This is a genomic window from Pseudomonas sp. IT-P258, assembly GCF_949767825.1.
GTDB lineage: Bacteria > Pseudomonadota > Gammaproteobacteria > Pseudomonadales > Pseudomonadaceae > Aquipseudomonas > Aquipseudomonas monachiensis.
Genome location: NZ_CATKPU010000054.1, coordinates 50,244 through 75,303 on the forward strand (window position 1 = coordinate 50,244; position 25,060 = coordinate 75,303).

General features: G+C 62.1%; 21 protein-coding genes and 2 riboswitches. Of the genes, 10 read left to right on the top strand and 11 right to left on the bottom strand.

Annotated elements, in window-relative coordinates:
* The first annotated feature begins 29 nt into the window (after positions 1-29).
* Positions 30-614 (top strand): Fe-S biogenesis protein NfuA, encoded by a 585-nt coding sequence (gene nfuA, locus ACM6G4_RS18860; RefSeq protein ID WP_007912592.1) that lies wholly within the window; start codon positions 30-32, stop codon positions 612-614.
* Positions 615-715: 101 nt separating this feature from the next.
* Here the strand turns inward: nfuA and cobM are convergent, their stop codons facing one another.
* The 4 genes from cobM to ACM6G4_RS18880 form a co-directional block, all read right to left on the bottom strand.
* The gene (cobM, locus tag ACM6G4_RS18865; RefSeq protein ID WP_056724408.1) at positions 716-1,462 is read right to left on the bottom strand and encodes a precorrin-4 C(11)-methyltransferase; all 747 of its coding nucleotides are present in this window, start codon (positions 1,460-1,462) and stop codon (positions 716-718) included.
* A gap of 85 nt (positions 1,463-1,547) precedes the next feature.
* Positions 1,548-1,961, bottom strand: a complete 414-nt coding sequence (locus ACM6G4_RS18870) for a cobalamin biosynthesis protein (protein WP_056724410.1) — start codon at positions 1,959-1,961, stop codon at positions 1,548-1,550.
* On the bottom strand, positions 1,958-2,665 hold the full coding sequence (locus ACM6G4_RS18875) for a CbtA family protein (protein ID WP_409078974.1): 708 nt from the start codon (positions 2,663-2,665) through the stop codon (positions 1,958-1,960). The genes ACM6G4_RS18870 and ACM6G4_RS18875 overlap by 4 nt, the downstream gene beginning before the upstream one ends.
* Positions 2,666-2,676: 11 nt before the next feature.
* Entirely contained in the window at positions 2,677-2,868 is a 192-nt protein-coding gene (locus tag ACM6G4_RS18880) for a CbtB domain-containing protein (RefSeq protein ID WP_223542775.1), read from the bottom strand.
* A gap of 120 nt (positions 2,869-2,988) precedes the next feature.
* Positions 2,989-3,215, bottom strand: a riboswitch (cobalamin riboswitch).
* A gap of 194 nt (positions 3,216-3,409) precedes the next feature.
* A riboswitch (cobalamin riboswitch) is annotated at positions 3,410-3,623 on the top strand.
* A gap of 102 nt (positions 3,624-3,725) precedes the next feature.
* Here ACM6G4_RS18880 and cobW point away from each other — a divergent pair.
* The 4 genes from cobW to ACM6G4_RS18900 all read left to right on the top strand — a co-directional run bounded on the left by cobW (position 3,726) and on the right by ACM6G4_RS18900 (position 10,381).
* Positions 3,726-4,796, top strand: coding sequence for a cobalamin biosynthesis protein CobW (cobW, locus tag ACM6G4_RS18885; RefSeq protein ID WP_414914326.1), 1,071 nt, complete (start codon positions 3,726-3,728; stop codon positions 4,794-4,796).
* Between the two features lie 3 nt (positions 4,797-4,799).
* Complete coding sequence (cobN, locus tag ACM6G4_RS18890; protein WP_414914327.1) at positions 4,800-8,645, top strand: cobaltochelatase subunit CobN; 3,846 nt, start codon at positions 4,800-4,802, stop codon at positions 8,643-8,645.
* Between the two features lie 63 nt (positions 8,646-8,708).
* On the top strand, positions 8,709-9,716 hold the full coding sequence (locus ACM6G4_RS18895; RefSeq protein ID WP_223542773.1) for an ATP-binding protein: 1,008 nt from the start codon (positions 8,709-8,711) through the stop codon (positions 9,714-9,716).
* Positions 9,717-9,835: 119 nt separating this feature from the next.
* A complete protein-coding gene (locus ACM6G4_RS18900) occupies positions 9,836-10,381 on the top strand; it encodes a vWA domain-containing protein (protein WP_317850385.1) in 546 nt (181 codons plus the stop codon).
* Between the two features lie 120 nt (positions 10,382-10,501).
* On the opposite strand, the gene ACM6G4_RS18905 is transcribed toward ACM6G4_RS18900, so the two are convergent.
* Positions 10,502-11,725, bottom strand: a complete 1,224-nt coding sequence (locus tag ACM6G4_RS18905) for an NADH:flavin oxidoreductase/NADH oxidase family protein (RefSeq protein WP_414914328.1) — start codon at positions 11,723-11,725, stop codon at positions 10,502-10,504.
* A 76-nt stretch (positions 11,726-11,801) separates the two neighbouring features.
* Here ACM6G4_RS18905 and ACM6G4_RS18910 point away from each other — a divergent pair, with 76 nt between their 5' ends.
* Positions 11,802-12,206, top strand: a complete 405-nt coding sequence (locus ACM6G4_RS18910) for a MerR family transcriptional regulator (RefSeq protein WP_414914329.1) — start codon at positions 11,802-11,804, stop codon at positions 12,204-12,206.
* Between the two features lie 49 nt (positions 12,207-12,255).
* Here ACM6G4_RS18910 and ACM6G4_RS18915 read toward each other — a convergent pair whose 3' ends face one another.
* The 5 genes from ACM6G4_RS18915 to wecB are packed head-to-tail and all read right to left on the bottom strand — an operon-like array spanning position 12,256 to position 20,677.
* Complete coding sequence (locus tag ACM6G4_RS18915) at positions 12,256-13,332, bottom strand: diguanylate cyclase domain-containing protein (RefSeq protein WP_414914330.1); 1,077 nt, start codon at positions 13,330-13,332, stop codon at positions 12,256-12,258.
* Complete coding sequence (locus ACM6G4_RS18920) at positions 13,316-14,194, bottom strand: DUF4434 family protein (RefSeq protein ID WP_414914331.1); 879 nt, start codon at positions 14,192-14,194, stop codon at positions 13,316-13,318. The genes ACM6G4_RS18915 and ACM6G4_RS18920 overlap by 17 nt, the downstream gene beginning before the upstream one ends.
* Positions 14,194-17,358 carry an NfrA family protein gene (locus ACM6G4_RS18925; RefSeq protein ID WP_414914332.1) on the bottom strand — a complete coding sequence of 1,055 codons (3,165 nt, stop codon included), beginning with the start codon at positions 17,356-17,358 and terminating at the stop codon, positions 14,194-14,196. Before ACM6G4_RS18925 ends, ACM6G4_RS18920 begins: the two co-directional genes overlap by 1 nt.
* Positions 17,355-19,529, bottom strand: coding sequence for a cyclic di-3',5'-guanylate-activated glycosyltransferase NrfB (nrfB, locus tag ACM6G4_RS18930; RefSeq protein ID WP_414914333.1), 2,175 nt, complete (start codon positions 19,527-19,529; stop codon positions 17,355-17,357). The genes ACM6G4_RS18925 and nrfB overlap by 4 nt, the downstream gene beginning before the upstream one ends.
* The gene (wecB, locus tag ACM6G4_RS18935; RefSeq protein WP_056724417.1) at positions 19,526-20,677 is read right to left on the bottom strand and encodes a non-hydrolyzing UDP-N-acetylglucosamine 2-epimerase; all 1,152 of its coding nucleotides are present in this window, start codon (positions 20,675-20,677) and stop codon (positions 19,526-19,528) included. Before wecB ends, nrfB begins: the two co-directional genes overlap by 4 nt.
* Before the next feature lie 307 nt (positions 20,678-20,984).
* Here wecB and ACM6G4_RS18940 point away from each other — a divergent pair, with 307 nt between their 5' ends.
* The 4 genes from ACM6G4_RS18940 (at position 20,985) to ACM6G4_RS18955 (ending at position 24,595) form a co-directional block, all read left to right on the top strand.
* On the top strand, positions 20,985-21,374 hold the full coding sequence (locus ACM6G4_RS18940; protein WP_414914334.1) for a RidA family protein: 390 nt from the start codon (positions 20,985-20,987) through the stop codon (positions 21,372-21,374).
* A 135-nt stretch (positions 21,375-21,509) separates the two neighbouring features.
* Positions 21,510-22,274, top strand: coding sequence for an IclR family transcriptional regulator (locus ACM6G4_RS18945; RefSeq protein WP_056724421.1), 765 nt, complete (start codon positions 21,510-21,512; stop codon positions 22,272-22,274).
* A gap of 39 nt (positions 22,275-22,313) precedes the next feature.
* The gene (locus ACM6G4_RS18950; RefSeq protein ID WP_414914335.1) at positions 22,314-23,531 is read left to right on the top strand and encodes an amino acid deaminase; all 1,218 of its coding nucleotides are present in this window, start codon (positions 22,314-22,316) and stop codon (positions 23,529-23,531) included.
* 128 nt (positions 23,532-23,659) lie between these two features.
* Positions 23,660-24,595 (top strand): sugar kinase, encoded by a 936-nt coding sequence (locus ACM6G4_RS18955; protein ID WP_414914336.1) that lies wholly within the window; start codon positions 23,660-23,662, stop codon positions 24,593-24,595.
* A gap of 160 nt (positions 24,596-24,755) precedes the next feature.
* Here ACM6G4_RS18955 and ACM6G4_RS18960 read toward each other — a convergent pair whose 3' ends face one another.
* Positions 24,756-25,031, bottom strand: a complete 276-nt coding sequence (locus ACM6G4_RS18960) for a peptidylprolyl isomerase (protein WP_007898282.1) — start codon at positions 25,029-25,031, stop codon at positions 24,756-24,758.
* Between the last annotated feature and the right edge of the window lie 29 nt (positions 25,032-25,060).

Genomic DNA, 25,060 nt, shown 5'->3' on the forward strand with positions numbered 1-25,060 from the left:
AACTGCGCCCAAGCCTGCGAGGAGTTTCCATGACCGCTATTACCATCACTGACGCCGCCCACGATTACCTGGCTGATCTGCTCTCCAAGCAGAACACCCCGGGCATCGGCATTCGCGTCTTCATCACCCAGCCTGGCACCCAGTACGCCGAAACCTGCATTGCCTACTGCAAGCCGGGCGAAGAAAAACCCGAAGACACCGCGCTGGGGCTCAAAAGCTTCACCGCGTACATCGACCACTTCAGCGAAGCTTTCCTGGACGATGCCGTTGTCGACTACGCCACCGACCGCATGGGCGGCCAGCTGACCATCAAGGCGCCAAACGCCAAGGTACCGATGGTCAACGCCGACAGCCCGGTCAACGAGCGCATCAACTACTACCTGCAAACCGAGATCAACCCCGGGCTCGCCAGCCACGGCGGTCAGGTCAGCCTGATCGACGTGGTCGAAGACGGCATCGCCGTCCTGCAGTTCGGCGGTGGTTGCCAGGGCTGCGGCCAGGCCGATGTGACGCTGAAGGAAGGCATCGAGCGCACTTTGCTCGAGCGCATCCCTGAGCTCAAGGGTGTTCGCGACGTGACCGACCACACGCAGAAAGAAAACGCCTACTACTAAGTAAGGTGTTCGCTGCGGCATAAAAGACCGCAGCCTTCGGCAGCTCCTACAGGTGTACGCATTCTGTTGTAGGAGCTGCCGAAGGCTGCGATCTTTTGATTTTAAGGGCGGTAGAGATGCGCATGCCCCGCGCGATACAGCGACGACTCGCTGAAGTGGTCACTGCCCAGCACCCGACCCACCAGAATCAACGCCGTACGGCGAAAGCCCTTGGCTTCAACTTTCCCGGCAATATCCTCAAGCGTGCCCACCACCCAATCCTGATCCGGCCAGCTCGCGCGGTGAACCACTGCAATCGGGCAATCGGCGCCGTAATGGGGCAGCAGTTCCTCAACGATCTTCGCCAGGTGATTGACCCCCAAGTGAATCGCCATGGTCGCGCCGTGCTGCGCCAGGCTGGAGAATTCCTCTCCGGGAGGCATGGCGGTTTTGTCGGCGTAACGCGTCAGGATCACGCTTTGCGAAATGTCCGGCAGCGTCAGTTCCGCGCCCAAGAGCGCAGCGCAAGCGGCTGTGGCCGTCACACCAGGGACGATTTCGAACGCAATGCCCAGCTCACGCAGATAGCGAATCTGCTCGCCAATGGCGCCATACAGACTCGGATCGCCGGAGTGCACCCGGGCCACATCCTGGCCCTTGGCGTGGGCGCTCTTGATCAGGTCGATGATCTGTTCCAAGTGCAGTTCGGCGCTGTTGACCACCTGTTCGGCACAGTGACCTTCCAGCACGGCGGCAGGCACCAGGGAGCCGGCATAAATGATCACCGGACAGCTGCGAATCAGCCGCTGGCCCTTGACGGTAATCAGTTCGGGGTCGCCGGGACCTGCGCCAATGAAGTAGACGGTCATCGTCGGTTCCTGTGGGGAAAAAAAGGGGCTGAACAGGGCTTCAGATGAAGAATGTTCATGATCAAAGGCGGAGATTATCGGTTTTTTACGCAGCGCCAGCCAATGCCAGGGTTGCCTGGGCATATTTTTGTCGTGGAATCAGCAGTTTTGCCGGGGCCTGGGCCAACTGTTCCGCCAGCGCCAGGGCGGCGCTTTCCGCCACGCCGTAGCAACCGGTGCGTTCAAAGGCTATTTGCGATTGATGACTGAGTTGCGGTTCATAAGCGGCCAGTTGTTCACTGCTGAAATACATCAGTTCCAGGCCAAGCTGCTGAGCCAGTTCGATCAGCGCAGGTTCGTCGCGCTTCAAATCGATGCTGGCCAGTGCCTTGATTGCATGCAGGGGAATTTGATGCGCGGCCAACGCCTGGTCGAGCAGCGCCCGCAACGTGCTGACAGGGCAGCCTCGCTGGCAGCCCAGGCCGACCACCAGGGTCGGCGCTGTGCTGATATCCGTCATGCGTGGTATTGACCATCGCTTTTGCGACGGAACAACCAGGCGCTGATCAGGCCCAGGGCCAGCCAGAACGCCACGTTGGTCAGTTGCGAAGCGATTTTGAACTGGGTTTCCAGTGCCTCTGGAGCGAGCATCGAATGCACTTGCGGTTGCGGTGCGCCAATCACATGGGGAACGGCGAGGATCGCCGCACCGAGGACTTTCATCAGCCAGTGACGGCTGAACACGATCAGCGCGATACCGACGGCGGTGGAGGCGGCGGTACCGATCCACCACAGTTGCCGTTGTGCCAGGTCGGCCGCGGCAGTGCCTGGCAATTCAGGCGGCAGGCCGAGGGTCGGCGCGAGCACGAAGGTCGCGTAACCGGCCAGGCCCCAGAGCAGGCCCTGCGAGGTTTTGGTCGGCGCACGCAAGGTGTACAGACCGGCCAGCATCAGGGCGAAACCGACGGCCACCACCAGGTTGCCACCGGTGGTCGACAGCACGCGCTGCCAGCCATCTTCCGGCTCCCAGGCTTGTGCATCGTGGGTGTGGGCAGCCATCGCACCGTCGGCGTGTTCATGCACTTCAACAGCGGCCGGTTCGGATTTTTCGTAGGTCTCGGCCTGCAAAATCAGCGGGGCGACCCAGAAGCTTTGCAGCAGCGTCAGCAACAGGGCGGCCAGCAACCCGGTGAAACCTGCGGTTTGCGCAATACGCTTGATCATGTCGACAGCTCTCAATGGCACGGAAACGCGGAGCTGTGGCGGGTATCGTGGGCGGCATTGTGCACCGCTTCGATGTGCGAGAAACCGGCAAAATACACAAGGCACGCGCCCAGGATCGACGCGCAGACGGCAACGGTCAGACGTTGGGTCAGGGTTGAAGTGGTACTCGCGGCTGTGTGTTCGGCGCTGCTGATGATCGACATGGCGTTTCCCTCTGGTCTGTCAGCGGGGAATAAGAGCGCATGCAAAAACCCGCGCGACCAGGCGCGCAAGGTTTCGAACAGCGCCCGCCCACCGCGGGTTTGTTGGTTCAGTGACCGTACTGGTCACTTTGTGTTGCGGGCCGGTCTCCGGGCTCACGAGGGGCGAAGGCTTGCGCCTGAACCTGAAAACGTCACCTTCCCATGCCGCAGTGGCACAGTGGATCTGACGCTTCGCTCGCTTACCGTTGCGGGGGCAGCACCGGACTGACATGGCTTAAGAGTAAAGCACATGATTCACCGGTTTCCCGTTTCACCCTGTGAAGGGCACCCGTAACAAGGCGTGTAGGAGAGCATGGGCGGGGGTTGGGCGTCAATTGGCAAGGGTTCTCACTTGAGACTGAATGATGCTCGGCTCTTTGTAGGAGCTGCCGAAGGCTCGGGCCGCGTTCGGACGATCTTTTGATCTTGTTTTTAAAAGGGAAATCAAAGGATCGCAGCCTTCGGCAGCTCCTACAGTGATTGACCGGTCTTCCCACCATGCGTAGCCTTGCGCTTTCGAGGTTCTTCGGCATTTGCCGAAGCTAAGAAGGGAACGCGGTCGATGCCGCGGCTGCCCCCGCAACTGTGAACGGTGATGTTCGTTGCCACGCCACTGCAGGCTCAATCCATGAGGCCGGCGGGAAGGCGCAGCGAATGCCAGGCTCAAGGCCGGCACACCGTCAGCCAGGAGACCTGCCTCGTCACAGATTCTCACTTTCAACCGGGCGGGGTGATCCGGTGGCGAACTCTTCAGGCACGCGTGTCCGCGTTGCCGGTCGTCGTCCCGTATGCCCGCCACATTAGCCATAGGGCATCCGATGAAAACACTGGCCAAACTCCCCGTTACCATCGTTACCGGCTTTCTCGGCTCGGGCAAGACCACGCTGCTGCGGCACATGCTCGACAACGCCCAGGGTCGCCGCATCGCAGTGATCGTCAACGAATTTGGCGAGCTGGGCATCGACGGTGAAATCCTCAAGCAGTGCTCCATCGGTTGCACCGAAGAAGAAGCCAACGGCCGTGTCTATGAGCTGGCCAACGGCTGCCTGTGCTGCACCGTCCAGGAAGAATTCTTCCCGGTGATGCGCGAACTGGTGGCCCGTCGTGGCGATCTTGACCACATCCTCATCGAAACGTCCGGTCTGGCCCTGCCCAAGCCGCTGGTGCAAGCCTTCCAGTGGCCGGAAATCCGCAGTGCCTGCACGGTGGATGCGGTGATCACCGTGGTCGACAGCCCGGCCGTGGCCGCCGGCACCTTCGCCGCGTTCCCGGATCAGGTCGACGCCCAGCGCAAGCTCGACCCGAACCTGGACCACGAATCGCCGCTGCACGAACTGTTCGCCGACCAACTGGCCAGCGCTGACCTGGTGATCCTCAACAAAGCCGACCTCATCAATCCGGCGGACCTGGCCCGCGTGCGCCTGGAAGTCGCCGAGGAATTGCCGCCGGCGGTGAAAGTCATCGAAGCCAGCAGTGGTCGCCTGCCGCTGGACGTGCTGATCGGCCTGGGTGCCGGCTCCGAAGAACACATCGACAGCCGTCACAGTCACCACGACCATCATCACGATGGCGACGACGATCATGATGACCACGATCACGACGCCTTCGATTCGATCTCCATCGAACTGCCGCAAGCCGACGAAAGCCTGCTGCTGGACGCGCTGACCCAACTGGTGGTCCAGCACGGCATCCTGCGGGTCAAGGGTTTTGCGGCGATCCCGAACAAGCCGATGCGCCTGCTGATCCAGGGCGTGGGCACGCGTTTCGACAAGCATTTCGACCGCCAGTGGGGCGCTGAAGAAGCACGGGTCACCCGTTTGGTGCTGATCGGCCAGGAACTGGACGCCACTGTACTCGAAGCGCAATTGCGCGCCGCGCTCAGCGTGTAAGCCATGCACCTGCTCAGGACCCAGCCCGGCGGTTTCGTGTCGGATGACAACATTGCCGACCTTGGACAAACCCCCGCTGAACTGGTGGTCCTGTGCAGCGGCGATTCCAGCCTGGCGCTGCTCGCCGAAGCGGCGCAGCAGTTGCCCGACGATTACCCGAGCGTACGCTTGGCCAACCCGATGCAGGTGCAGAACCATGCCTCGGTGGATTTGTACGTCGATGAAGTGCTGCGTCACGCCAGGGTGATCCTGATTTCGCTGCATGGCGGCATCGCCTATTGGCGTTACGGCATCGAGCGCCTGGTCGAACTGTCGCAGCGTGGTGTGCAGGTGATTCTGGTGCCGGGTGATGATCGTCCGGACCCGGAGCTCAGTGACTTGAGCACCGTCGGTGCCGAGGATCGCGACCGGCTCTGGCAGTTTCTGCGCCAGGGCGGCATGGGCAACGCCCTGGATTTCTTCCGCTGCCTGGCCAACCGCTGGCTGGCCCGTGATTACACCTGGGGCGAGCCGCAAACCCTGCCGCGCACGGCGATCTACCATCCGCACAAACACCGCGCTGCACTGAGCGACTGGCAAGCCGACTGGCACGCCGATCAACCGGTGGCGGCGGTGCTGTTTTACCGATCGCATTTGCAGGCGGCGAACACCGCTTTCATTGATGTTTTTTGCCAGCGCTTGCAGGCGGCGGGGTTGAATCCGTTGCCGATCGCGCTGGCCAGCCTGAAAGAGCCTTGTTGCCTTGGCGTGGTCGAGGACTGGCTGGATGAGGCCAGCGTCTCGGTGATACTGAACACCACGGGTTTCGCCCAGTCCAGCCCCGAAGCACCCCATCTGCGCCCGTTTCGCCGCAATATTGCGGTGATCCAGGCGATTTGCGCCCAGGACAACGAACCCGGTTGGCGCGCCAGCGAACAGGGACTTGGCCCTCGTGATCTGGCGATGCATATCGCGTTGCCTGAGCTGGATGGACGCATCATCAGCCGCCCGATCAGTTTCAAGGACCTGGCATGGCGCAGTGAGCGCAGCCAGTCGGATGTGGTTTGCTACCGGCCACAACCGGAGCGCATGGATTTCGTGGCCGAACTGGCGCGGCGCTGGGTCGATCTGGGACGGGTACCCAATGCGGAAAAACGCATTGCCTTGATTCTCGCCAATTACCCGACCCGCGATGGTCGCATCGGTAATGGCGTCGGTCTCGACACCCCGGCAGCGGCGCTGAATATCCTGCGGGCGCTGCATGCCGAAGGTTACCCATTGCCGGCCCAATTGCCCGACAGTGGCACCGCGCTGATCCAGCAGTTGCTGGGCGGCGTCAGCAACGATCTCGAGACCCTCGACCTGCGTCCGTGCCAGCAAAGCCTGGGAATGGATGACTATCTGGCGATGTTCAACGCACTGCCCGAAGCCAACCGTGCGGCGGTGCTTGAACGTTGGGGCACGCCGGAAAGCGACCCGATGTGCCGCAGCGGACGGATGATGATCGCCGGCCTGCGTTTTGGCCTGACCTTCATCGGCATTCAGCCGGCCCGGGGTTATCAGGTCGACCCGAGCGCGGTGTATCACGACCCGGACCTGGTGCCGCCCCATGGCTACCTGGCGTTCTACTTCTGGTTGCGCAACACCTATGGCGCCCACGGTGTGATCCACGTCGGCAAGCACGGCAACCTTGAGTGGCTGCCGGGCAAAGGCGTCGGGCTGTCGGAACATTGCTGGCCAGATGCGTTGCTCGGGCCGCTGCCGAACATCTATCCGTTCATCGTCAACGACCCGGGCGAGGGCGCCCAAGCCAAGCGGCGCACCCAGGCCGTGATCATCGATCACCTGATGCCACCGCTGACCCGCGCCGAAACCTACGGCCCGCTGCGCAACCTTGAGCTGTTGGCCGACGAGTATTACGAAGCGCAGTTGCTCGATCCGCGTCGTGCCCGAGAGTTGCAGCGCGACATCCTGCAACTGGTGCGCGACACCCACATCGACCGTGAACTGCAACTGGACGAACAACTCGACAGCGATGCCGACGCAGCGATCTGGTTGCCGCGGCTCGACACATACCTGTGCGACTTGAAGGAGTCGCAGATCCGCGACGGCCTGCATGTGTTCGGCGAATCGCCCACCGGGCGTTTGCGTATCGACACCTTGCTGGCGTTGTTGCGCATTCCTCGGGGCGATGGCCGGGGCGCGCAGTCGAGTCTGCTGCGGGCACTGGCCAAGGCATTCGGGCTGGGGTTCGATCCACTGGATTGTGCGCTGGCCGAACCTTGGACAGGGCCGCGCCCCGAGGCTCTTGTGGGCATCAGCGAAGAGACCTGGCGTACGGCGGGCGATACCCGCGAACGCCTGGAGTTGTTCGCCGCACAGTTGATTTCGGACGCTTTGAACAGCCCCTGTGGGAGCGAGCCTGCTCGCGAAGCTCTTGACTATTCATTGTTGATGATTGACCCACCGCCTTCGCGAGCAGGCTCGCTCCCACAAGGGGGCAACTGGATTGAGGTACAAGCCATCATCGATGGTTTGCGTGACGTCATTGCCCCGCGTCTGGACGCCTGCGGTCCGGCGGAAATGCGCGGATTGCTCGATGCCCTGAGCGGTCGCTTCGTCCCGGCCGGTCCCAGCGGCGCGCCGAGCCGTGGCCGCCTGGACGTGCTGCCCACCGGTCGCAACTTCTATTCGGTGGACGTGCGCAACCTGCCGACCACCACGGCGTGGCGCATCGGGTTCCAGTCGGCCAACCTGATTCTCGAACGGCACCTGCAAGACCACGGCGATCATTTGCGCCAGCTCGGTCTGTCGGTGTGGGGCACCGCGACCATGCGCACCGGCGGCGATGACATCGCCCAGGCCATGGCGCTGATGGGCGTGCGTCCGGTGTGGGCCACCGGCAGCCAGCGGGTCGATGATTTCGAGATTCTGCCGTTGAGTTTGCTCGACCGTCCGCGGGTGGACGTGACCTTGCGCGTGTCCGGTTTCTTCCGCGATGCCTTTGCCAATCTGATTCGCTTGTTCGACGCGGCAGTGCAAGCGGTGGCCGACCTCGATGAACCGGATGACCTCAACCCGTTGGCGGCCAAGGTACGCGCCGAACGCGCAGCCTTGCTGCAGTCAGGGCTCGATGAAGTGGCTGCGCGGCGTCAGGCCGGCTGGCGGATTTTCGGGGCCAAACCCGGTGCCTACGGCGCGGGAGTGCAGGGCGCCATCGACGGTCGCCTGTGGCAGAGCCGCGAGGACCTGGCCGAGGTCTACCTCAACTGGGGCGGCTACGCTTACGGCGGGTCCGACGAAGGCACCGCCGCCCGTGAACAGTTCAGCCAGCGCCTGAGCCAGGTACAGGCGGTGCTGCAAAACCAGGATAACCGCGAGCACGATCTGCTCGACTCCAACGATTACTACCAGTTCCAGGGCGGCATGCTCGCGGCGGTGGAAAGCCTGAAAGGCGAGGCGGCGGCCAGCTATCATGGCGACCACAGCCAGCCGGACCTGCCGAAGATTCGCACCCTGAAGGAAGAGCTGAACCGGGTTATCCGCTCCCGGGCGGCCAATCCGAAGTGGCTCGAAGGCGTCAAGCGTCACGGCTACAAAGGTGCCTTCGAGATGGCCGCGACGGTCGACAACCTGTTCGCCTTCGATGCCACCACGCAGTTGATCGACGATCACCAGTACGCGTTGCTGGCCGATGCCTACTTGCTCGACCCGGACACCCGGGATTTTGTCCGTGAACACAACCCCCATGCCTTGCGCGACATGACCGAGCGCATGCTTGAGGCGCAACAACGGGGGATGTGGAAGGAGCCCGGCGAGTACCGCGAGGCGCTGGAAAATCTGTTGCTGGATATAGAAGAAGACGGCTAATCACCGCAAACCCTGTGGGATTGGGGCGCCAGTGAGATCATCGACCATGACCGAGATAAAACAATGACCGACACCCCGCATTTCCCGCTCTCCGCCGTGGTCGGCGCCGACGATTTGAAGCTGGCCCTGTACCTGACCGCCATCGACCCGAAAATCGGCGGCGTGCTGATCGAAGGCCCGCGGGGCATGGCCAAGTCGACCCTGGCCCGTGGTCTGGCGGACCTGCTGGCCAGCGGTCAGTTCGTCACCTTGCCGCTGGGCGCCACCGAGGAACGCCTGGTCGGCACCCTCGATCTCGACGCGGCGCTGGGCGAAGGTCGCGCACAGTTTTCCCCCGGTGTACTGGCCAAGGCTGACGGTGGCGTGCTCTATGTCGACGAGGTCAACCTGTTGCCCGATCACCTCGTCGACCTGCTGCTCGATGTGGCCGCCAGCGGCACCAATCTGGTGGAGCGTGACGGTATTTCCCATCGGCATTCGGCGAAGTTCGTGCTGATTGGCACCATGAACCCGGAAGAGGGTGAACTGCGTCCGCAATTGCTGGACCGTTTCGGCTTGAATGTCGCCCTTGGTGGCCACACCGCGCCGGTCGAGCGCGGTCAGATCATCCGCCGTCGCCTGGATTTCGACAGCGATCCGCAAGGTTTCTGCGCCGAATGGGAGTCCGCGCAGGCGTCTTTGCGCGAACGTTGCCAGAACGCACGCAACGCGCTGACAAACATTGCCCTCGACGATCAGGCGCTGGCGCACATCACCGAGCGCTGCTTTGCCGCCGGCGTCGATGGTTTGCGCGCCGACCTGGTCTGGCTGCGCGCCGCCCGGGCGCACGCCGCCTGGCGTGGGGCGAACGCCATCGCCGAGGAAGATATCGACGCCGTGGCCGAGTTTGCCTTGCGCCATCGTCGTCGCGAGCATTCACCGCCGGCACCTCAGCCATCCCAGGCTGCGCAACCCTCGGCGCCGCAGAACACCAACCCGAGCGAAGGGCAGGGCCAGTGGGGCGAGTTGCCTGCCCAGGCGCTGGCGGTCGGCGCACGACGTGAAGTGCCGAGCTGGCCAAAAAAGCCCTAGGCATTCGCCTTCGCCGCGACGCGGGGGCGAATGCCAGACCCCGGGCCGGGCGGCTGGACCACGGCAAACAGGGCAAGCGTCATGCAGCCCCCAACGGCTCGGTCAACTGGCCTGGCACATTGCTCAATGGCCGACCGCGTCAGTGCGAAGACCTGTTGTTTCACCTGCGCACTCGCTCGCCCCATGAACTGTGGCTGGTGATCGTTGATGCCTCCGCATCGACCCGCCGTCATCATGCATTGAGCGATGCCAAGGGGTTGCTGGCACAGCTGTTCGACGATGCCTATCGCCAGCGCGCCCGACTGGCTTTGCTCACGGCCAGCGGTGCAGTACCGAAGTGGCAGGTGCAGGGATTGAAGGCCTCGACCGGGTTGCGCCAGTGGCTCGAGGGTCTTGGTGCCGGTGGTGGTACGCCGTTGCTTGCGGCATTGGGCGAAGCCGGTCGATGGCTCGCCGCACGGCAAAAGCGTTTCCCGGCGGAGCAACAGCGGTTGCTGCTGGTGACCGATGGCCGGCTCAAGGACTGGTCGTTGTTGCCCGTGCTGGAGTGCCCGGGGCTGTTGATTGACATCGAGCGCGGGCCGATCCGGCTTGGGCGCAGCAGGGTGTTGGCGGCGCAGTTGCAGGCTGAGTATCGGCACATTGACGAGCTGCTTCCTGGCTGAATTCCGGGTTGCCTGGACTGGCCTCTTCGCGAGCAAGCCCGCTCCCACATTTGGAATGCGTTCCCCTGTGGGAGCGGGCTTGCTCGCGAAAGCGGTGGGTCAGTCACCATCCATTTCGGATCACTTACCCATCGCCTGCCGATACTGCCGGGTGCGCTTGCCAATGTATAACTGGTCGAGAATCAACGCCCATAGCGCCGAGACTTCAGGTCGGGTTTTGCGCCCACGGCTCAAGCGATGCAGCTGGAACTTGACCACCGCCATGCTCGCCAGCGCCACCAGGGGCTTGCGCTTCCAGCGGATTGGCGGCAGTTGCGGATGGCTGTCCTGGCCTTCGCGCCAGTGCTTGACCAAGTGCGGCTCAACGGCCAGCGCGGTGCCGATGCCGGCCATGGCAAGGCCGCTGTCGAGCACGTGTTCGACGATCGCCAAACGGCGGATCCCGCCAGTCACCATCACAGGCATGCGCGCCACGCTGGCCAGTTCACCGGCCATTTCCAGAAAGTACGCCTCCCGTGCCAGGGTCCGGCCGTCGCGCGCTTCGCCTTGCATGGCCGGTGCCTCGTAACTGCCGCCGGAGAGTTCCAGCAGGTCGATCGCTTGTTCGTTCAGCCACTGGATCACTTGCCGCGCATCCTCGGCATCGAAACCTCCGCGCTGGAAATCCGCCGAGTTGAGCTTTACCGACACACAAAATTGCGGCGACACCGCCTGGCGAACTGCCTCGACAACGGACAACAGCAGGCGCGCACGGTTTTCCAGGGAGCCACCCCACTGATCGGTGCGCCGATTGGTGAGCGGCGAAAGGAACTGGCTGAGCAGGTAGCCGTGGGCGGCGTGGATCTGCACACCGGTAAAACCGGCTTTCTCGGCCAGTGCGGCGCTGCTGGCGAAGCGTCGGATCACCTCCTGGATGTCGTCCTCGGTCATGGGCTTGGGTTCGGCGAACATCTTCGAGAATTGGCCCAGATCCAGCGCAACCGCCGACGGTGCCAGGGCTTGCTGGCCAAGGTTGGCCATGGTCTGGCGGCCAGGGTGGTTGAGCTGCACCCAGAAGTGCGCACCGCCGGCCCGGCCGACGCTAGCCCACTGGCGGAAGCGCTCCAGGTGGCGCTCGTCTTCCAGTGCTACACCACCGGGGCCGGTCATGGCGCGGCGGTCGATCATCACATTGCCGGTCAGCAACAAGCCGGCCTCGCCCTCGGCCCAGGCCTGATACAGGCGAAACAGCGCTTCATCGGGCACTTGCTCGGTATTGGCGAGGTTCTCTTCCATCGCGGCTTTGGCAATGCGATTGCCGATGGTCTGGCCGTTGGGCAAATTCAACGCTTGAAAGGGCGACATGCTTGACTCCTCGTAGTGATGAGCAGAGGCTAAGCTTAAAGTTAACTTTAATGTCAAGCAGGTAAACGAGGCCGCAATGAAGATTGGTGAATTGGCGCGGTTGAGCGGGTTGACCGCATCGCGAATTCGTTTTTACGAGTCTCAGGGGTTGATCCGCCAGGTCGAGCGCTCATCCAACGGTTATCGACGTTACTCGCAACAGGCGCTGCAAACCCTGCAAATCATCCAGTGCGCGCAGCAAGCGGGTTTCAGCCTGGAAGAACTCAGACAATTACTGCCGGATAATGTGACGGGCGCGTTCAAGCATGATGAGTTGATGGCCGGCCTGCACCGCAAGATCGAGCAGATCGAAGAGATGCAACGGCACCTGGCCCATAGCAAGGCGCAGTTGCTGGGCTGGATCGACACCATCCAGGCCCGGCCCGAAGGCATGAGCTGCGATGAAAATGCCGAGCGGGTGTTGACGTCATTCAAGCACTAGCCCGGTCGGGACCAGGGAGCAAGCCTGCTCGCGAATCGGATGGATCAGTTCATTGATGAAACGTATACCGATCTTTCCCGGTATGTTTTGACTCATACAAGGCCGCATCGGCCTTGATCAGCGCCTGGTTCAGTGTGTCCCCGTCGAGTACCCGGGCCAGGCCGATGCTGATGGTCACCGGGTGTCGAGTGGGTTGCTCGCGCACCACCCGACACAGTTCACCGGCCAGAGTCTCGACGTCTTCGCGGCGAACCCCGGCCAGGTAAATCGCGAACTCCTCGCCACCCAATCGCGCATATTCGTAGTGGGTCATCACCGACTTGATGTCCTGCGCAATGCGCTTGAGCACCTCATCGCCAATGTCGTGGCCGTAGACGTCGTTAACCTTCTTGAAGTTGTCGATGTCGATCATCGCCAGGTAGTGGTCGGTTTCCCGCGGCACGTTGTTCAATTGCAGGTTGGCGCGTGTCATGAACGAACGGCGATTGGGGATTTCGGTGAGCGTGTCGATGTAGGCCTGGTCCAGCAGCAGCTTGGACATGATGAAGTTGTAGAGCTTGGCCTTGCGCAGTGTCAGGAAGCTGTAGATGGTCAGGCCGCCGATAAATGTCGTGTAACTGAGGGCCATCACGCCCCCCAGTTCAAACTGTTCGATACCGGTGTGGTAGAAGGGGTTGAGAAACCACCAGGTCACCCATTGCGCGGCAAAGAATGACCAGCGGCTCAGCGGCAACACCGAAGCCGTGAACAGAGTGGTCGAGGCCGCCAGCAACAGCCAGGCCGGTTGGTGGTCGTTGCCCAGGCCTTCGATGAGCAGCCGCGTGCCGAAGGCAATGGTGAGCACAAACAGCAGGTTGAGTTTCTGGAAGTGCCGGGCGTCGCGGATGAACAGCAGAGTGATGAGGAGAATCGCGAAGACACCGAAAAACACCAGCGAACGCCAGGTGAATGGCTGCCCGCCGATGAAACTCAGGATCAGGTCGTAAGCAATCCAGACCACGATACTGGCGATGTAGATCAGCACGCAAAAGGTGTGCAGCCGTTCGAATTCATGCTGGAGAAACTCGGCCCTGAGCTCAGTCGGCGCCGATTTTTTCAGCACTTCTTCTTCAATGGTTTTGTACATCGCCGACCTTGCCGTTGTGCTGGTTGTCGAGAATCACCTTGCCCCAGGGGCGGTAGCGCAGGGAGAAAACCGATGTCGGGTGGCAACCCGGCGAAGAGGTTTGCGGGGCCATCGCTTCGGCACGGAAGGGTTGCCCGGCAGCGCTGACTTGCCGGAAGGCTTCCCTGACAATGCCGATGGAGCAGGGCAGTGCATTGGCGTAGCCATTGCGAATCAAGGGTGGCAAGCGTCCAGTGCCGGCACCGTCCTGCCACCACACCTGGATTCCGGCGTTCGCCAATTCTCCTAGCCATTGGCCATTTACTTGCGGCGCGAGTTTGCCGACGTTGAACACACTGATGTGCAATGGCGCATCGAGCTTGGCGGAAAAGTCCTTGAGCTGGCGTTGCAACCTTTGCCGGCGATCCAGTGCTAGAAAGTGCAGGTCATCCAGTTCCATGGGCAGATACCAGCCGCTGACCGGGAGTTTCCAGTCCTTGCGCAGCTTCTGCTGCCGGGCCAGCGACTGCCCCAGTTGCGTCTGCCAGTACGTTGCCAGCCCGGCACTGTCCAGCTCATTGATGCGTTGGTAATAGGCCGGGTCCATGTACAGGCCCAGCACCAGTTTCAGGCCCTGGGCCTGGGCCTGTTTCAGGCTGCCGGCGAGCCAGCCGTCGGCGCCGCCGAAGTCCGAATCGCCGTAGGCCGTCCACTGCACGATCACCGTGTGCACACCCTCGCGGGCGCTGTCCTGCCAGATCCGCTGCCATTGCGCCTGGCTCAGGTTGGCATCGACATTGAGCGGTTGATAGAAAATCCGCTCGTCGGCATGGGTCGCCGTGGTGCCCAGCAGCAGGCACAAAGCCAAAAGAAGTCGCTTCATCAGAAATTCAACTCCACGCCCAGCAGCACGCCGTTACCGCCGTCATACAGATTGCCGCCCAACGCTTGTTGATACTCGGTGCGTACTGTCAGGTGCGCGCGATAGGCGTTGTAAATGTCATCGTCGAACCACCATTGCCAACGCAGGCCCAGACCGGTGCGCAGGTCCTGGCGCCAGTCGTTGCTCGGGTCCTGGCTGGCGAATTCGAGGAAACCGTACGGCATGATCGTTTGTGCGCCGTTGAACGGCAGCTTCCAGGTGTGACCTTGCTGGAAGCGCGACAGCCATTGATGGTCGCCGGCCTTGGTCCACCACGCCGCGTCGAGGTAGAGGAAGCGCTCCTCCCAATCGCTTTCATCGACCCGCCAATCGTTGCGGAATCGACCCTGATCAAGGAACGACGCCGTTGTCCGCAGCAGGTAGTCGGTGGTGGTGTGGCCATCATCGCGGTGATCCTCGGCCTGATCGGATACCTTGTCGGGGACCAGCATCTGGCCGAGGCTCAGGCCATGGTTGTCCTGGTCATCGAACTGGCTTTGTTTGTAGATCTCGCCATAGAAGTTGATGTTGGCGGTGCCCCAGGGCTTGTAGCGCAGGCCGACGCCGGTGCCCAGGGATTCGGCATAGCTCGAGCGGCCCACGCCGCCAAGCAACACGCGGCCATAGACCGACAGCGTGCTGCCGGCGCGGCTGGGTTCATCGCCCAATGCGTGGTCCCACATGGCCAGTTGGACGTTCTGCGAACTGGAGCGTCGCTGCGTGCCGGTGCTCTGGTCAGGGCGCACGAAGTCGTTGGTCGATATCCCGGCCGGCGACCAGGTACTGGCGATGGTGACTGAGTCGCGACGGGACAGGCTTTCGTGAGCACGACGCTGGCGATAGCGCCGCGCTTCCATGCTGCCATCCTCGTCATCGGCGGCCACCGGGTTCTGCTCCAGGTCGATCACGCGTTCCAGTTCCTTGCGCGCCGAGGCGCTGTCTTCGACCTCGTCATAACGCCAGGCCAGTGTTTCGCCGAGGCGATAGTCTTCCGGGAAGTCCTGGGTGGCGCGTTGCAGGTACGGGATGGAACTGGCGCGTGCTGCCTTGGTCTCGGCACCGGCCAGGCGTACGCCGTAGTCGGCACGATAACGGGGGTTGTTCGGCTCGCGGCGCACCGCTTCGGCAAGCCATTCGGCACTTTGCTGCAGGTCGCCGGCCTTTTGCGCCGTGACCGAAGCCGCGTAGTAATGCTCGGCATCCGGTACCAGCTGCAGGGCGGAACGCTGGCGTTGCAGCGCGAGCGCGTGATCGCCCCGGGCATCGGCAATCGCCGCGCCCAACGTCCACTCATTGGCGCCACGGGTACGGCTTAGTTGCCAGTAGCGTTCGGCCGTTTGCGTGTCGCCGATATTCAGGGCGCCGCGGCTGGCAGTGAGGCGGGCATTGTCGCTGAGTTCGGCGTCCGGAATGCTGCGCCAGATGGCCAGGGCACCGGCCGAGTCTCCGGACGCTTCCAGGGCGTAGGCGAGTGGCAGGCGAGTGTTCGGGTCACCCATTTTTTCGGCGGTCTGGTAGTACACCACCGCTTCGCCGGGGCGCTCGGGCATTGCACAGCGGCCGAGGGCGCGGTAGTCGCCTGCGACTTGCGGGTGATCGCCAATCGCCTGTTGAACCGCGCCACACTGGCCGTTTTCCGCCAGTTGCGCCAGCAGCTGCCCGCGAGTGGCGGGGTCGACGCGGTTGAGCAACGAAACGATGCGTTGCTGTTGTGCCGCGGTTGGTGTCGATGCGGCATACAACCCCGCCAATCGTTGCAGCAGGGGCGTCGGCAGCTTGCCGCCGTGGCGGTCGAAGGCGCTTTCGAGCAACTGTTGCGCATGTTCCCGCTGGCCGGCTTTGAGCGCCAGGTAGGTCGCCTGATTCAGCGAGTTGAGGTTGCCGGTCTGCTGGTAGTGCCGCTCCCAGAATGCCGCCGCTTCGGTATCGTGATCCGATGCCTGGAGCAGTTCAGCGCGACGCTTGACCACGTCGGCGGTCTGCGGCTGGCTGGCGAGGTAGGCCATGACTTTGTCGTTGCGGCCTTCATCCCGCCAGACGTCGAGCAGCTGTTCGCGGCGTTGCGTGTCCCAGGGTTCCGGCAGACGGGTCGCTTGCAGCAGGTCGGTGGCTTGCAGGCGCTGGGCGAGGACCAGCCATGCTTGCGGATTTTCATCAGGCTGGCAACTTTTCAACTGGGTCAGCGCCGCTTGCGGATCACGACGTGACAGCCAGTCGGCGGTCTCCAGGCACGGCCGCTGCAACTCACCACTCAAGCGTTGTACCGTGGCGCTGTCGCCGGTTTGCCGCGCCAGTTCCCACAGGCGCTGGCGTTGCGCCGGATCGGCAAGATCGGCGGGCGGCAGCGATTGCATCCAGCGCTGCGCCTGCTGGACCTGGCCCATGGCAATCGCCCGGTCGACCATGGCCAGTCGGGTCTTGCGCGCGGCTTCCGCGCTTGGCGCCGTTTGCAGCAGTTGCTGCAAGGGTTGCTCGTCGAGGCGTTGCACGTAGGCGTTGGCCAGGCGTTGCCAGCTTTGGGCATCGAGTTGTTGTTTCGCGGCCAGGGGCGCCAGCTCCTTGATGGTGCTATCCCAATCGTGCAACTGCTCGGACCAGTTGGCCCGGGCCTGTTGCAGCGCTTGCTCATCACCCTTGGCTGGCAGTTGGGCCAGCCAGTCATGGGCCGAGGCCGCGCCACCGCGCTTGGCCAGGCTCGCACTGTAGGCCTGCCACAGGCGCACGCGATGCTCGATATTGCTGGAGGCGATCCATTGCTCCACCTGTTTTCTGTCTGGCGGATCCTGTTCGATCCAGGCCAGGCGCAGGTTGAGCAGGGCTTCGCTGTTGGCCGGGGTATCCTGCAGCGCTTGCACGGCGTCTTCGTAGCGTTGCTGCTTGACCAGCGATTGCACCAGCAGCGCCCGTGCTTCATCGTTTCCTGGTACTTGACCCAGCAGGTGACGCATCAGCCGTTCGACTTCCTTCCAGTTGCCGTTTTTCGCTTCGCGGTAACTGCGGTCCATATAGGGGTAACTGCGGAACTGATCGAAATCGGTCAGGGGTTCGGCTTGCACCCACGCCGGCGTGGTCAGGCAGAGCAACAGGCTACCGGCCATCAGGGTCTGGCGATGGACAGGCTTCATGCGGCCTCCCGGGCAATGCAGTAGGCAGCGTGCTGCTCACTCGCCTGATCGACCAAGGCCTGTTCGAGAATTTCCTGTGTGATCATGCCGCGTTCAATCAAGTGTTCACCTAGAGACATTTTTTCCGCATCGAAATCGATCAGTGCCTGATTGAACAGGGTTGGCGGCACCATGCCGCGTACTTGCAACAGATTGCCCAGCAACACCTGGTGATGGCTGATGCGCTCGATCAGGTCTTCGTCGTCCTGATTTTTTTCCAGCACCTCAAGCATCTGATGTACTTCTTCGCTTTGACGAGGGCTGGCGTACCAATAGCGGATCCCCAGTGTCACCCGGCCTTGCGGTGCAAGGCGGCAACGCACCTTGCGTTTCAGTTGACGGCTGATGGCTCCCAGGGACACCTGGCTCACCGGACCTTCGGAGGCCAGTACCAGGGTTTCGTTTTCCTCGCCGACCGGCAGCACGCCGTAGTGTGTGGCGATTTTGCGCGGCACCGCGTCGATCAGGCGTTTGTCGAGCTTGAACGGATTGAGTGGCGCCCATTCCAGGTCCAGTTGCTCGGCCAGGGCCTGCACCAGTTGCGTGGTGTCGATGTGCCCGCGCAGCAGCAACTCCTGACCCAGGCGTCGGCGCACCGGGTTGGTGATCGCGGCTTCGAGTTGATCTTCAGAAAGCAGGCCTTTTTCCACCAGTCGATGTCCCAGCGGGGTGCGCTGGGCCTCGGCCAGGGCCGGAAACTCATGGGTGGTCTTGTCCCAGGCGACGCGACGCGAATCGCCCATTTCCATCACCTGGCGCAAGGCCCGAAGGTTGGCGAAGAAATTGACGAAATTGCTCCACACCATCCGGGGGGCCGACAGCAGTCCTTCGCCCAGTCCGTAAAAACGGGTGACAAACCAACCGCGCTGGAATAGCCGATTGAGCAGCATGAAACCATTGAGCCAGAGCAGGCCCGCCAACAACGTGCTGTCAGAGAGGATCGAGGGGAACCGCCAGGCGTTCGGTGCGATTACTGTGACCAGCCACATCGCCAGCAACACCACCAGCAGTATGTTCACCAGGAAGCTCAACAGGTACGCAATCAGGCCACGGCGGTCGCGCCACAGAAAATAATTGAGCAGGCCTTTGCTGCTCCAGCCCAGATTCTTGGTGCCCTGGAACACAATGCCGACGATCCAGCGCGACTTCTGCCGGATCGCGTACTGCAAGTCCCGGGGAAAGTGCTCGCGCACGCAGATCACCTGGGAAAAGGCGCGATCCATGCCGAACACCCAGGGTTGTTCCAGTGCCAGTTTCGGATCGGTTACCGAATAGCGGGCAAAGATGCACTTCATGCCTTTTTGCTTGAGGCGGAAACCGATGTCGTAGTCTTCGGTCAGGCTCTGCACGTCGAAAGCGATACCGTCACCGTCCTCGAGCAGGGCACTGATGGCCTTACGGCTGAAGCAGGTGCCGACCCCGGCGCTGGGCACTTGCCCGGTCAGTGCTTCACGCACGATGACGTCCTTGCCATGGTTTTCGGCGAACTCGTCGACGTAGTGCCCGGCGGTGAAGCCATTCCATTGCGGCGCGTAGGGATAGACCGGAATCTGGATCAGGTCCTTGGCCGGCAGCAGGTAGTTGAACAGGCGCAACTCCATCGGCGAAATCACGTCCTCGGCATCGTGCAGGATGAAGCCGGCGAACTGGATCTTTGCGTCGTTTTCAAAGCGCAGGATGGCGTCGATCACGTTGTTCAGGCAGTCGGCCTTGCTGGTCGGGCCGGGGCGTGCGCACACCACTTTGTGCACATTGGGATAATGCCGGCACACCGCATCGACGTCGGCCTGGGTCTCGGCGTCGTTGGGGTAGGTGCCGACGAAAATCTGATAGTTCTCGTAGTCGATGGTCGAGGCGGCCAGGCGCGCCATTTCACCGACCACACCGACTTCGTTCCACGCCGGCACCATGATCGCCAGGGGTTTTTCGCCGATGGAGTACAGCCGTTGCTCATCGGCGCGATCGAATTTTTCATAGATCCGCCAGCGCCGGATCAGTTTGCGGGTCCAGTACACCAGGTCGATGAACAGGTCATCGAGCCCGAGCAGGAACATCAGCAGGGCTAGCGTAATCGCGAGGTATTTGAGTCCGAACAACACATAGGCAAAGAGGTCGACAAACACCAGGCTCATACGGCTTTACCCGCTGTACGGTGTTTGAGCCATACGCCGAGTCGATTGGCGATGCGTTCACTGGCGTGCCCGTCGCCATAAGGGCTGTGGACCCGGCTCATGCGCTCGAAAGTGGCCTCATCATCGAACAGCAGGCTCGACTCATTGACGATGCGGTCGGTATCGGTGCCCACCAGCACCACCGTTCCGCCTTCGAGCGCCGTTGGCCGCTCCGTGACATCGCGCAGCACCAACAACGGCTTGCCAATGGCCGGGGCTTCCTCCTGGATGCCGCCGGAGTCGGTGAGAATGAAATAAGCGCGGTCCATCAGCCAGACGAAGTGCTGGTAATCCTGCGGCGCCACCAGATAGATATTGGGTTTGTCCGAGAGGACGCTGTAGACCGCCTTTTGCACCTGCGGATTGAGGTGCACCGGGTAGACGAATTGCACGTCGGGATAACGTTCGGCGAGGATGGCCAGGGCCTGGCAGATGTTGCGAAAACCGCCGCCGAAGTTCTCCCGGCGATGCCCGGTGATCAGCACCATGCGCCGGTTGTCGTCGAGCACGGCCAGCGGCGAATCGGCGGCCGGGTGCCAGTGGACTTCCTGTTGGTGTTTGCGCATCCATACCAGCGCGTCGATCACCGTGTTACCGGTGACTTCGATGTTGGCCTTGGACACACCTTCGCGCAGCAGGTTGTCCTGGTTGATGAGGGTCGGTGCGAAATGCAGGTCGGCGATGACGCCGGTCAGGTGTCGGTTGGCTTCCTCCGGCCAGGGTGCGCGCAAGTTGCCGGTACGCAACCCCGCCTCGACGTGGCCGATGGGTATCTGGCGATTGAAGGCGGCGAGGGCGGCAATGAAGCTGGTGGTGGTATCGCCGTGCACCAGCACGATATCCGGATGCACCCGCTCGTAGGCTTTGTCGAGATGCCCCAGCAATTGTTCGGAGAGACCGTTGAGGGTCTGGCCCTGGGTCATCACCTGCAAGTCCTCATCAACCGTCAGTTCGAACGAGTCGAGGACCTGCTTGAGCATTTCCCGGTGCTGGCCCGTGGAGCAGATGTTCAGGGTGATACCCGGCCAATTGCGCAGAACCCGTGCCAATGGGGCCATCTTGATGGCCTCCGGACGCGTACCGAAAACCATCATGACTTTAAAAGACATCAACCCTCCTGGGACCGCGCACGCCGATTACGTCGCGGCTGCTAAAACCGGTTATTTCCTGGACATAGAATAAAGCAGCCGGATGGGCGGTTGTCCAATGAAGCTGCTCTGAGTCGCGGGTTTTGCTTCGAATGGGTTCATGAGCAGCCAATTGAGAACCTGATACCCATTGCTCTGATTGAAAACAAATTCCAATCTCCCTCACATTCCCTCCACATCCTGTGGCAAACTTTCTGCTCTCTATTCCGTTGTTGCACACCTAGTTCCGGTATAGCGGAATAAACACTTCCAGTCAGGAGAAACACTCATGAGCATTACTCGTTACGGCACCGGCAGCACCGCCGCTGGCGGTCAGCCTCGTCCATTCGCCCGCGCTGTCGAAGCCGATGGCTGGCTGCACGTGTCTGGCCAGGTGCCGGCGCTGGATGGCGAGATCGTTGTCGGTGGCATCGTCGAGCAGACCCACCAGGCCATGAAGAACCTGATCGCGATTCTCGAAGAGGCAGGTTTCGGCCTGGAAGATGTGGTGCGTGCCGGCGTGTGGCTGGAAGATCCACGGGATTTCACGAGTTTCAACAAGGTTTTCTCCGAGTACTTCAAGCCCGAACACGCACCAGCGCGGGCCTGCGTGCAGGCGAACATGATGGTCGACTGCAAGGTCGAGATTGACTGCATTGCGTACAAGAAGAAGGCTTGAGTCCGCGGTTGCTCTTGTAGGAGCTGCCGAAGGCTGCGATCTTCTGGCGTTTTTTGATGGGTGCAGCCAAGACCGGATCAAAAGATCGCAGCCTGCGGCAGCTCCTACGGGCGACTATGAATGGGAACCACTGAAATGACCGAAGACACCATCAAGCGCCGGGCACGCGGGCTGGACCGGGCGTTCGATATCCTCGATTTCCTCAAGGAGATCGGCCAGCCCCTGCGCCCGAACGACATCGCCAACGGCATCGGCAGCCCCAAATCCACGGTCTACGAACTGGTGGCCTCGCTGCTGGAGCGACGGATCCTGGAACCGGTGGGCAAGGACGGTCATGTCTACCTCGGTCGCCAGTTGTACTTTCTCGGGCAGGCACACCTGCGGCATTTCGACCTGACCCGCGAGGCCGATCATGCCTTGCAGGACATCGTCAGCCAGACCGGTGAAACGGCGCAGATGTGCCTGCTCAACGGGCGCAAGTACACCGTCGCGCTGATGAAGGAGGGGGAGCGGCATTTCCGTATTTCCTCGGACATCGGCGAAAACGCGCCCATCCCCTGGACCGCATCCGGGCGCCTGTTGCTGGCGCACCTGAGCGACCAGGCTATCGTCGACCTGATCGACCACGACGACTTCATCCTGCCCAATGGCGATCGCCTGGAACTTGCGCAGTTTCTCAAGGAAATCCGTCAGGCCGGTATCGATGGTTTCTTTTCCTTCGATAGCGTGGCCGATACTTTTACCCATTGCTTCGCCGCCCCGGTCAAAGACCCCGACGGCGTGGCCATCGCGACCCTGTGCATCGTCGCCCCACGGGCCGATGCCAAGAACAACTACAACGACTACCGCCGGGTGCTGATCGCAAGCGCCAACAGCCTGGCCCGTCGCATCAACGAATAACAGCGGCTACCTGCGGCCGCGTGAACGAGGAGTTCGACCATGTCTTCTGTCCCCAATACTGCCGCCGTGGAAAAAGGCACCGCGCTCAAGGGCGCCAGCCTGGTGCGTGACGTCAGCTTGCCTGCGCTGGTACTGCACCGCGATGCGCTGGAACACAACATTCGCTGGATGCAGGCGTTCGTCAGCGACAGCGGCGCGGAACTGGCGCCCCATGGCAAAACCAGCATGACCCCGGCGTTGTTCCGTCGCCAACTGGACGCCGGTGCCTGGGGTATCACCCTGGCCAGCGCCACGCAAACCCGGGCGGCCTACGCCCATGGGGTACGCCGGGTGCTGATGGCCAACCAGTTGGTCGGCACGCCGAACATGGCATTGATCGCCGACCTGCTGGCCGACCCGACGTTCGACTTCTATTGCATGGTCGATCACCCGGACAACGTCGCCGACCTCGGCGCTTATTTCGCCTCCCGTGGTATGCGCCTGAACGTCATGATCGAATACGGCGTGGTGGGTGGTCGTTGCGGTTGCCGCAGCGAGCAGCAAGTGCTGGATCTGGCCAAGGCCATCGGCGCACAACCGGCGCTGGCCCTGACCGGGATCGAAGGCTACGAAGGCGTGATCCATGGCGATCACGCGGTGACCGGCATTCGTGATTTCGCCGAGTCACTGGTGCGTCTGGCGGTGCAATTGCAGGACAACGCAGCCTTCGCCATTGCCAAGCCGATCATCACCGCGTCGGGGTCGGCCTGGTATGACCTGATTGCCGAGTCCTTTGAAGCACAGAACGCCGCCGGGCGCTTCCTCAGCGTACTGCGTCCCGGCAGCTACGTGGCTCATGACCATGGCATCTACAAGGAAGCGCAGTGTTGCGTGCTCGACCGTCGCAGCGACCTGCACGAGGGCCTGCGTTCGGCGCTGGAAGTGTGGGCGCATGTGCAGTCGCTGCCGGAGCCGGGGTTTGCGGTGATTGCCCTGGGTAAGCGCGACGTGGCCTACGACGCCGGTTTGCCGGTGCCATTGCTGCGTTACAAGGCAGGCACCGTGCCGGCCAAGGGCGATGATGTGGGCGCCTGCAAAGTGACCGCGGTGATGGACCAGCATGCGTTCATGAGCGTGGCGCCGGGGGTTGATCTGCGGGTGGGCGACATCATTTCGTTTGGTACCTCGCACCCGTGCCTGACGTTCGATAAATGGCGTATTGGCTGCCTGGTGGATGAGCAACTGAATGTCATCGAGACCATGGAAACCTGTTTCTAAGACTGAAACCCGCGGCGCGGCTTTCGCGAGCAAGGCCGCTCCCACAGGGTTTTGTGTACACCGAAGATCCAATGTGGGAGCGGGCTTGCTCGCGAAGAGGCCCTACCAGACAAAAGAGAAATCCGCGTATGAACACCATCAACACCCTGGGCCCCCACACTCCACGCATCGCCCTGATCGGCGAATGCATGATCGAGTTGCAGCATCGCGCCGACGGCAGCCTGCAACAAAGTTTCGGCGGCGACACCTTGAATACGGCGGTGTACCTGTCCCGGGAACTGGCAGAGGACGGCTGCGTGGACTACGTCACCGCCCTGGGCGATGACAGTTTCAGCGACGCGATGTGCCAGAGCTGGGCGGCGGAAAACATCGGCCTCACCATGGTTCAGCGCCTGCCCGGACGCCTGCCGGGCTTGTATTGCATCCAGACTGACGCCGCCGGTGAGCGACGTTTTCTGTACTGGCGCAATGAAGCGGCCGTCCGCGATTGCTTCACCACCCCGGCCGCCGCGCCGATCCTCGCGGCGCTGTCGGATTACGACGTGCTGTATTTCAGCGGCATTACCCTGGCGGTACTCGGCGAGCAAGGTCGGGAAAAACTGCTGGAAACCCTGATCGAAGCCCGCCAGCGCGATGCGCGGATCGTGTTCGACAACAACTACCGGCCACGGCTGTGGGCATCGGTCGAGGATGCACAAGCGGCGTATCGCTGCGTGCTGTCACATGTCGACCTGGCGTTGCTGACGGTGGAGGACGAACAGGCGTTGTTCGGTTATGCCGATTGTGACGCGGTGTTTGCCGCGTATGCGCAGATCGGTACGCCGGAAGTCGTGCTCAAGCGCGGTGCCCAGGCGTGCCTGATTCGTTGTGATGGTGAGTCATTCGAGGTGCCGGCGCAGAAGGTCGAGCGGGTGGTGGACACCACGGCGGCGGGGGATTCGTTCAGCGCGGCGTATCTGGCTTCGCGGCTCAAGGGCGGGAGTCCTGCGGACGCCGCCGAGGCCGGGCATCGGCTGGCGAGCCGGGTGATTCAGGTGCCGGGGGCGCTGATCCCAAGGGATTGATGCAAATTCTGTGGCGAGGGAGCTTGCTCCCGCTGGGTCGCGAAGCGGCCCTAAAACCTGCCAGCCATGATCTGCCTGATACACCGCATGCACGACATTTGCGACTGCCGCGCAGCCGAGCGGGAGCAAGCTCCCTCGCCACAGGGGTCTGACCAGCCATTCAATCCCGGTAAAACACCTGCACCAGGTGATACCCGAACTTGCTCTTGATCGGCCCATGCACCACCCGCAGGGGCTTCTTGAAGATCACCGCATCGATCACGCCGACCATCTGCCCCGGCCGCACCTCACCGAGATCGCCGCCGCGCTTGCCCGATGGGCAGGTCGAATACTTCTTGGCCAGCACATCGAATGCTTCACCCTTGGCGATACGTTGTTTGAGCTGCTCGGCTTCTTCCGAGGTTTTCACCAGAATATGGCGGGCTTGAGCTTTCATTGGCGGTACCTTGCAACGGTGGTGGCTAT

Bases quoted from the DNA above. Each gene is read 5' to 3' on its own strand.
- ACM6G4_RS18920 (WP_414914331.1), bottom strand. From the start codon at position 14,194: ATGAAGCGACTTCTTTTGGCTTTGTGCCTGCTGCTGGGCACCACGGCG.
- ACM6G4_RS18880 (WP_223542775.1), bottom strand. From the start codon at position 2,868: ATGTCGATCATCAGCAGCGCCGAACACACAGCCGCGAGTACCACTTCA.
- ACM6G4_RS18945 (WP_056724421.1), top strand. From the start codon at position 21,510: ATGACCGAAGACACCATCAAGCGCCGGGCACGCGGGCTGGACCGGGCG.
- ACM6G4_RS18905 (WP_414914328.1), bottom strand. From the start codon at position 11,725: ATGTCGCCCTTTCAAGCGTTGAATTTGCCCAACGGCCAGACCATCGGC.
- ACM6G4_RS18910 (WP_414914329.1), top strand. From the start codon at position 11,802: ATGAAGATTGGTGAATTGGCGCGGTTGAGCGGGTTGACCGCATCGCGA.
- nfuA (WP_007912592.1), top strand. From the start codon at position 30: ATGACCGCTATTACCATCACTGACGCCGCCCACGATTACCTGGCTGAT.
- ACM6G4_RS18940 (WP_414914334.1), top strand. From the start codon at position 20,985: ATGAGCATTACTCGTTACGGCACCGGCAGCACCGCCGCTGGCGGTCAG.
- ACM6G4_RS18950 (WP_414914335.1), top strand. From the start codon at position 22,314: ATGTCTTCTGTCCCCAATACTGCCGCCGTGGAAAAAGGCACCGCGCTC.
- cobM (WP_056724408.1), bottom strand. From the start codon at position 1,462: ATGACCGTCTACTTCATTGGCGCAGGTCCCGGCGACCCCGAACTGATT.
- ACM6G4_RS18895 (WP_223542773.1), top strand. From the start codon at position 8,709: ATGACCGACACCCCGCATTTCCCGCTCTCCGCCGTGGTCGGCGCCGAC.
- ACM6G4_RS18875 (WP_409078974.1), bottom strand. From the start codon at position 2,665: ATGATCAAGCGTATTGCGCAAACCGCAGGTTTCACCGGGTTGCTGGCC.
- ACM6G4_RS18960 (WP_007898282.1), bottom strand. From the start codon at position 25,031: ATGAAAGCTCAAGCCCGCCATATTCTGGTGAAAACCTCGGAAGAAGCC.
- ACM6G4_RS18870 (WP_056724410.1), bottom strand. From the start codon at position 1,961: ATGACGGATATCAGCACAGCGCCGACCCTGGTGGTCGGCCTGGGCTGC.
- cobN (WP_414914327.1), top strand. From the start codon at position 4,800: ATGCACCTGCTCAGGACCCAGCCCGGCGGTTTCGTGTCGGATGACAAC.
- nrfB (WP_414914333.1), bottom strand. From the start codon at position 19,529: ATGAGCCTGGTGTTTGTCGACCTCTTTGCCTATGTGTTGTTCGGACTC.
- ACM6G4_RS18955 (WP_414914336.1), top strand. From the start codon at position 23,660: ATGAACACCATCAACACCCTGGGCCCCCACACTCCACGCATCGCCCTG.
- ACM6G4_RS18915 (WP_414914330.1), bottom strand. From the start codon at position 13,332: ATGTACAAAACCATTGAAGAAGAAGTGCTGAAAAAATCGGCGCCGACT.
- ACM6G4_RS18925 (WP_414914332.1), bottom strand. From the start codon at position 17,358: ATGAAGCCTGTCCATCGCCAGACCCTGATGGCCGGTAGCCTGTTGCTC.
- cobW (WP_414914326.1), top strand. From the start codon at position 3,726: ATGAAAACACTGGCCAAACTCCCCGTTACCATCGTTACCGGCTTTCTC.
- wecB (WP_056724417.1), bottom strand. From the start codon at position 20,677: ATGTCTTTTAAAGTCATGATGGTTTTCGGTACGCGTCCGGAGGCCATC.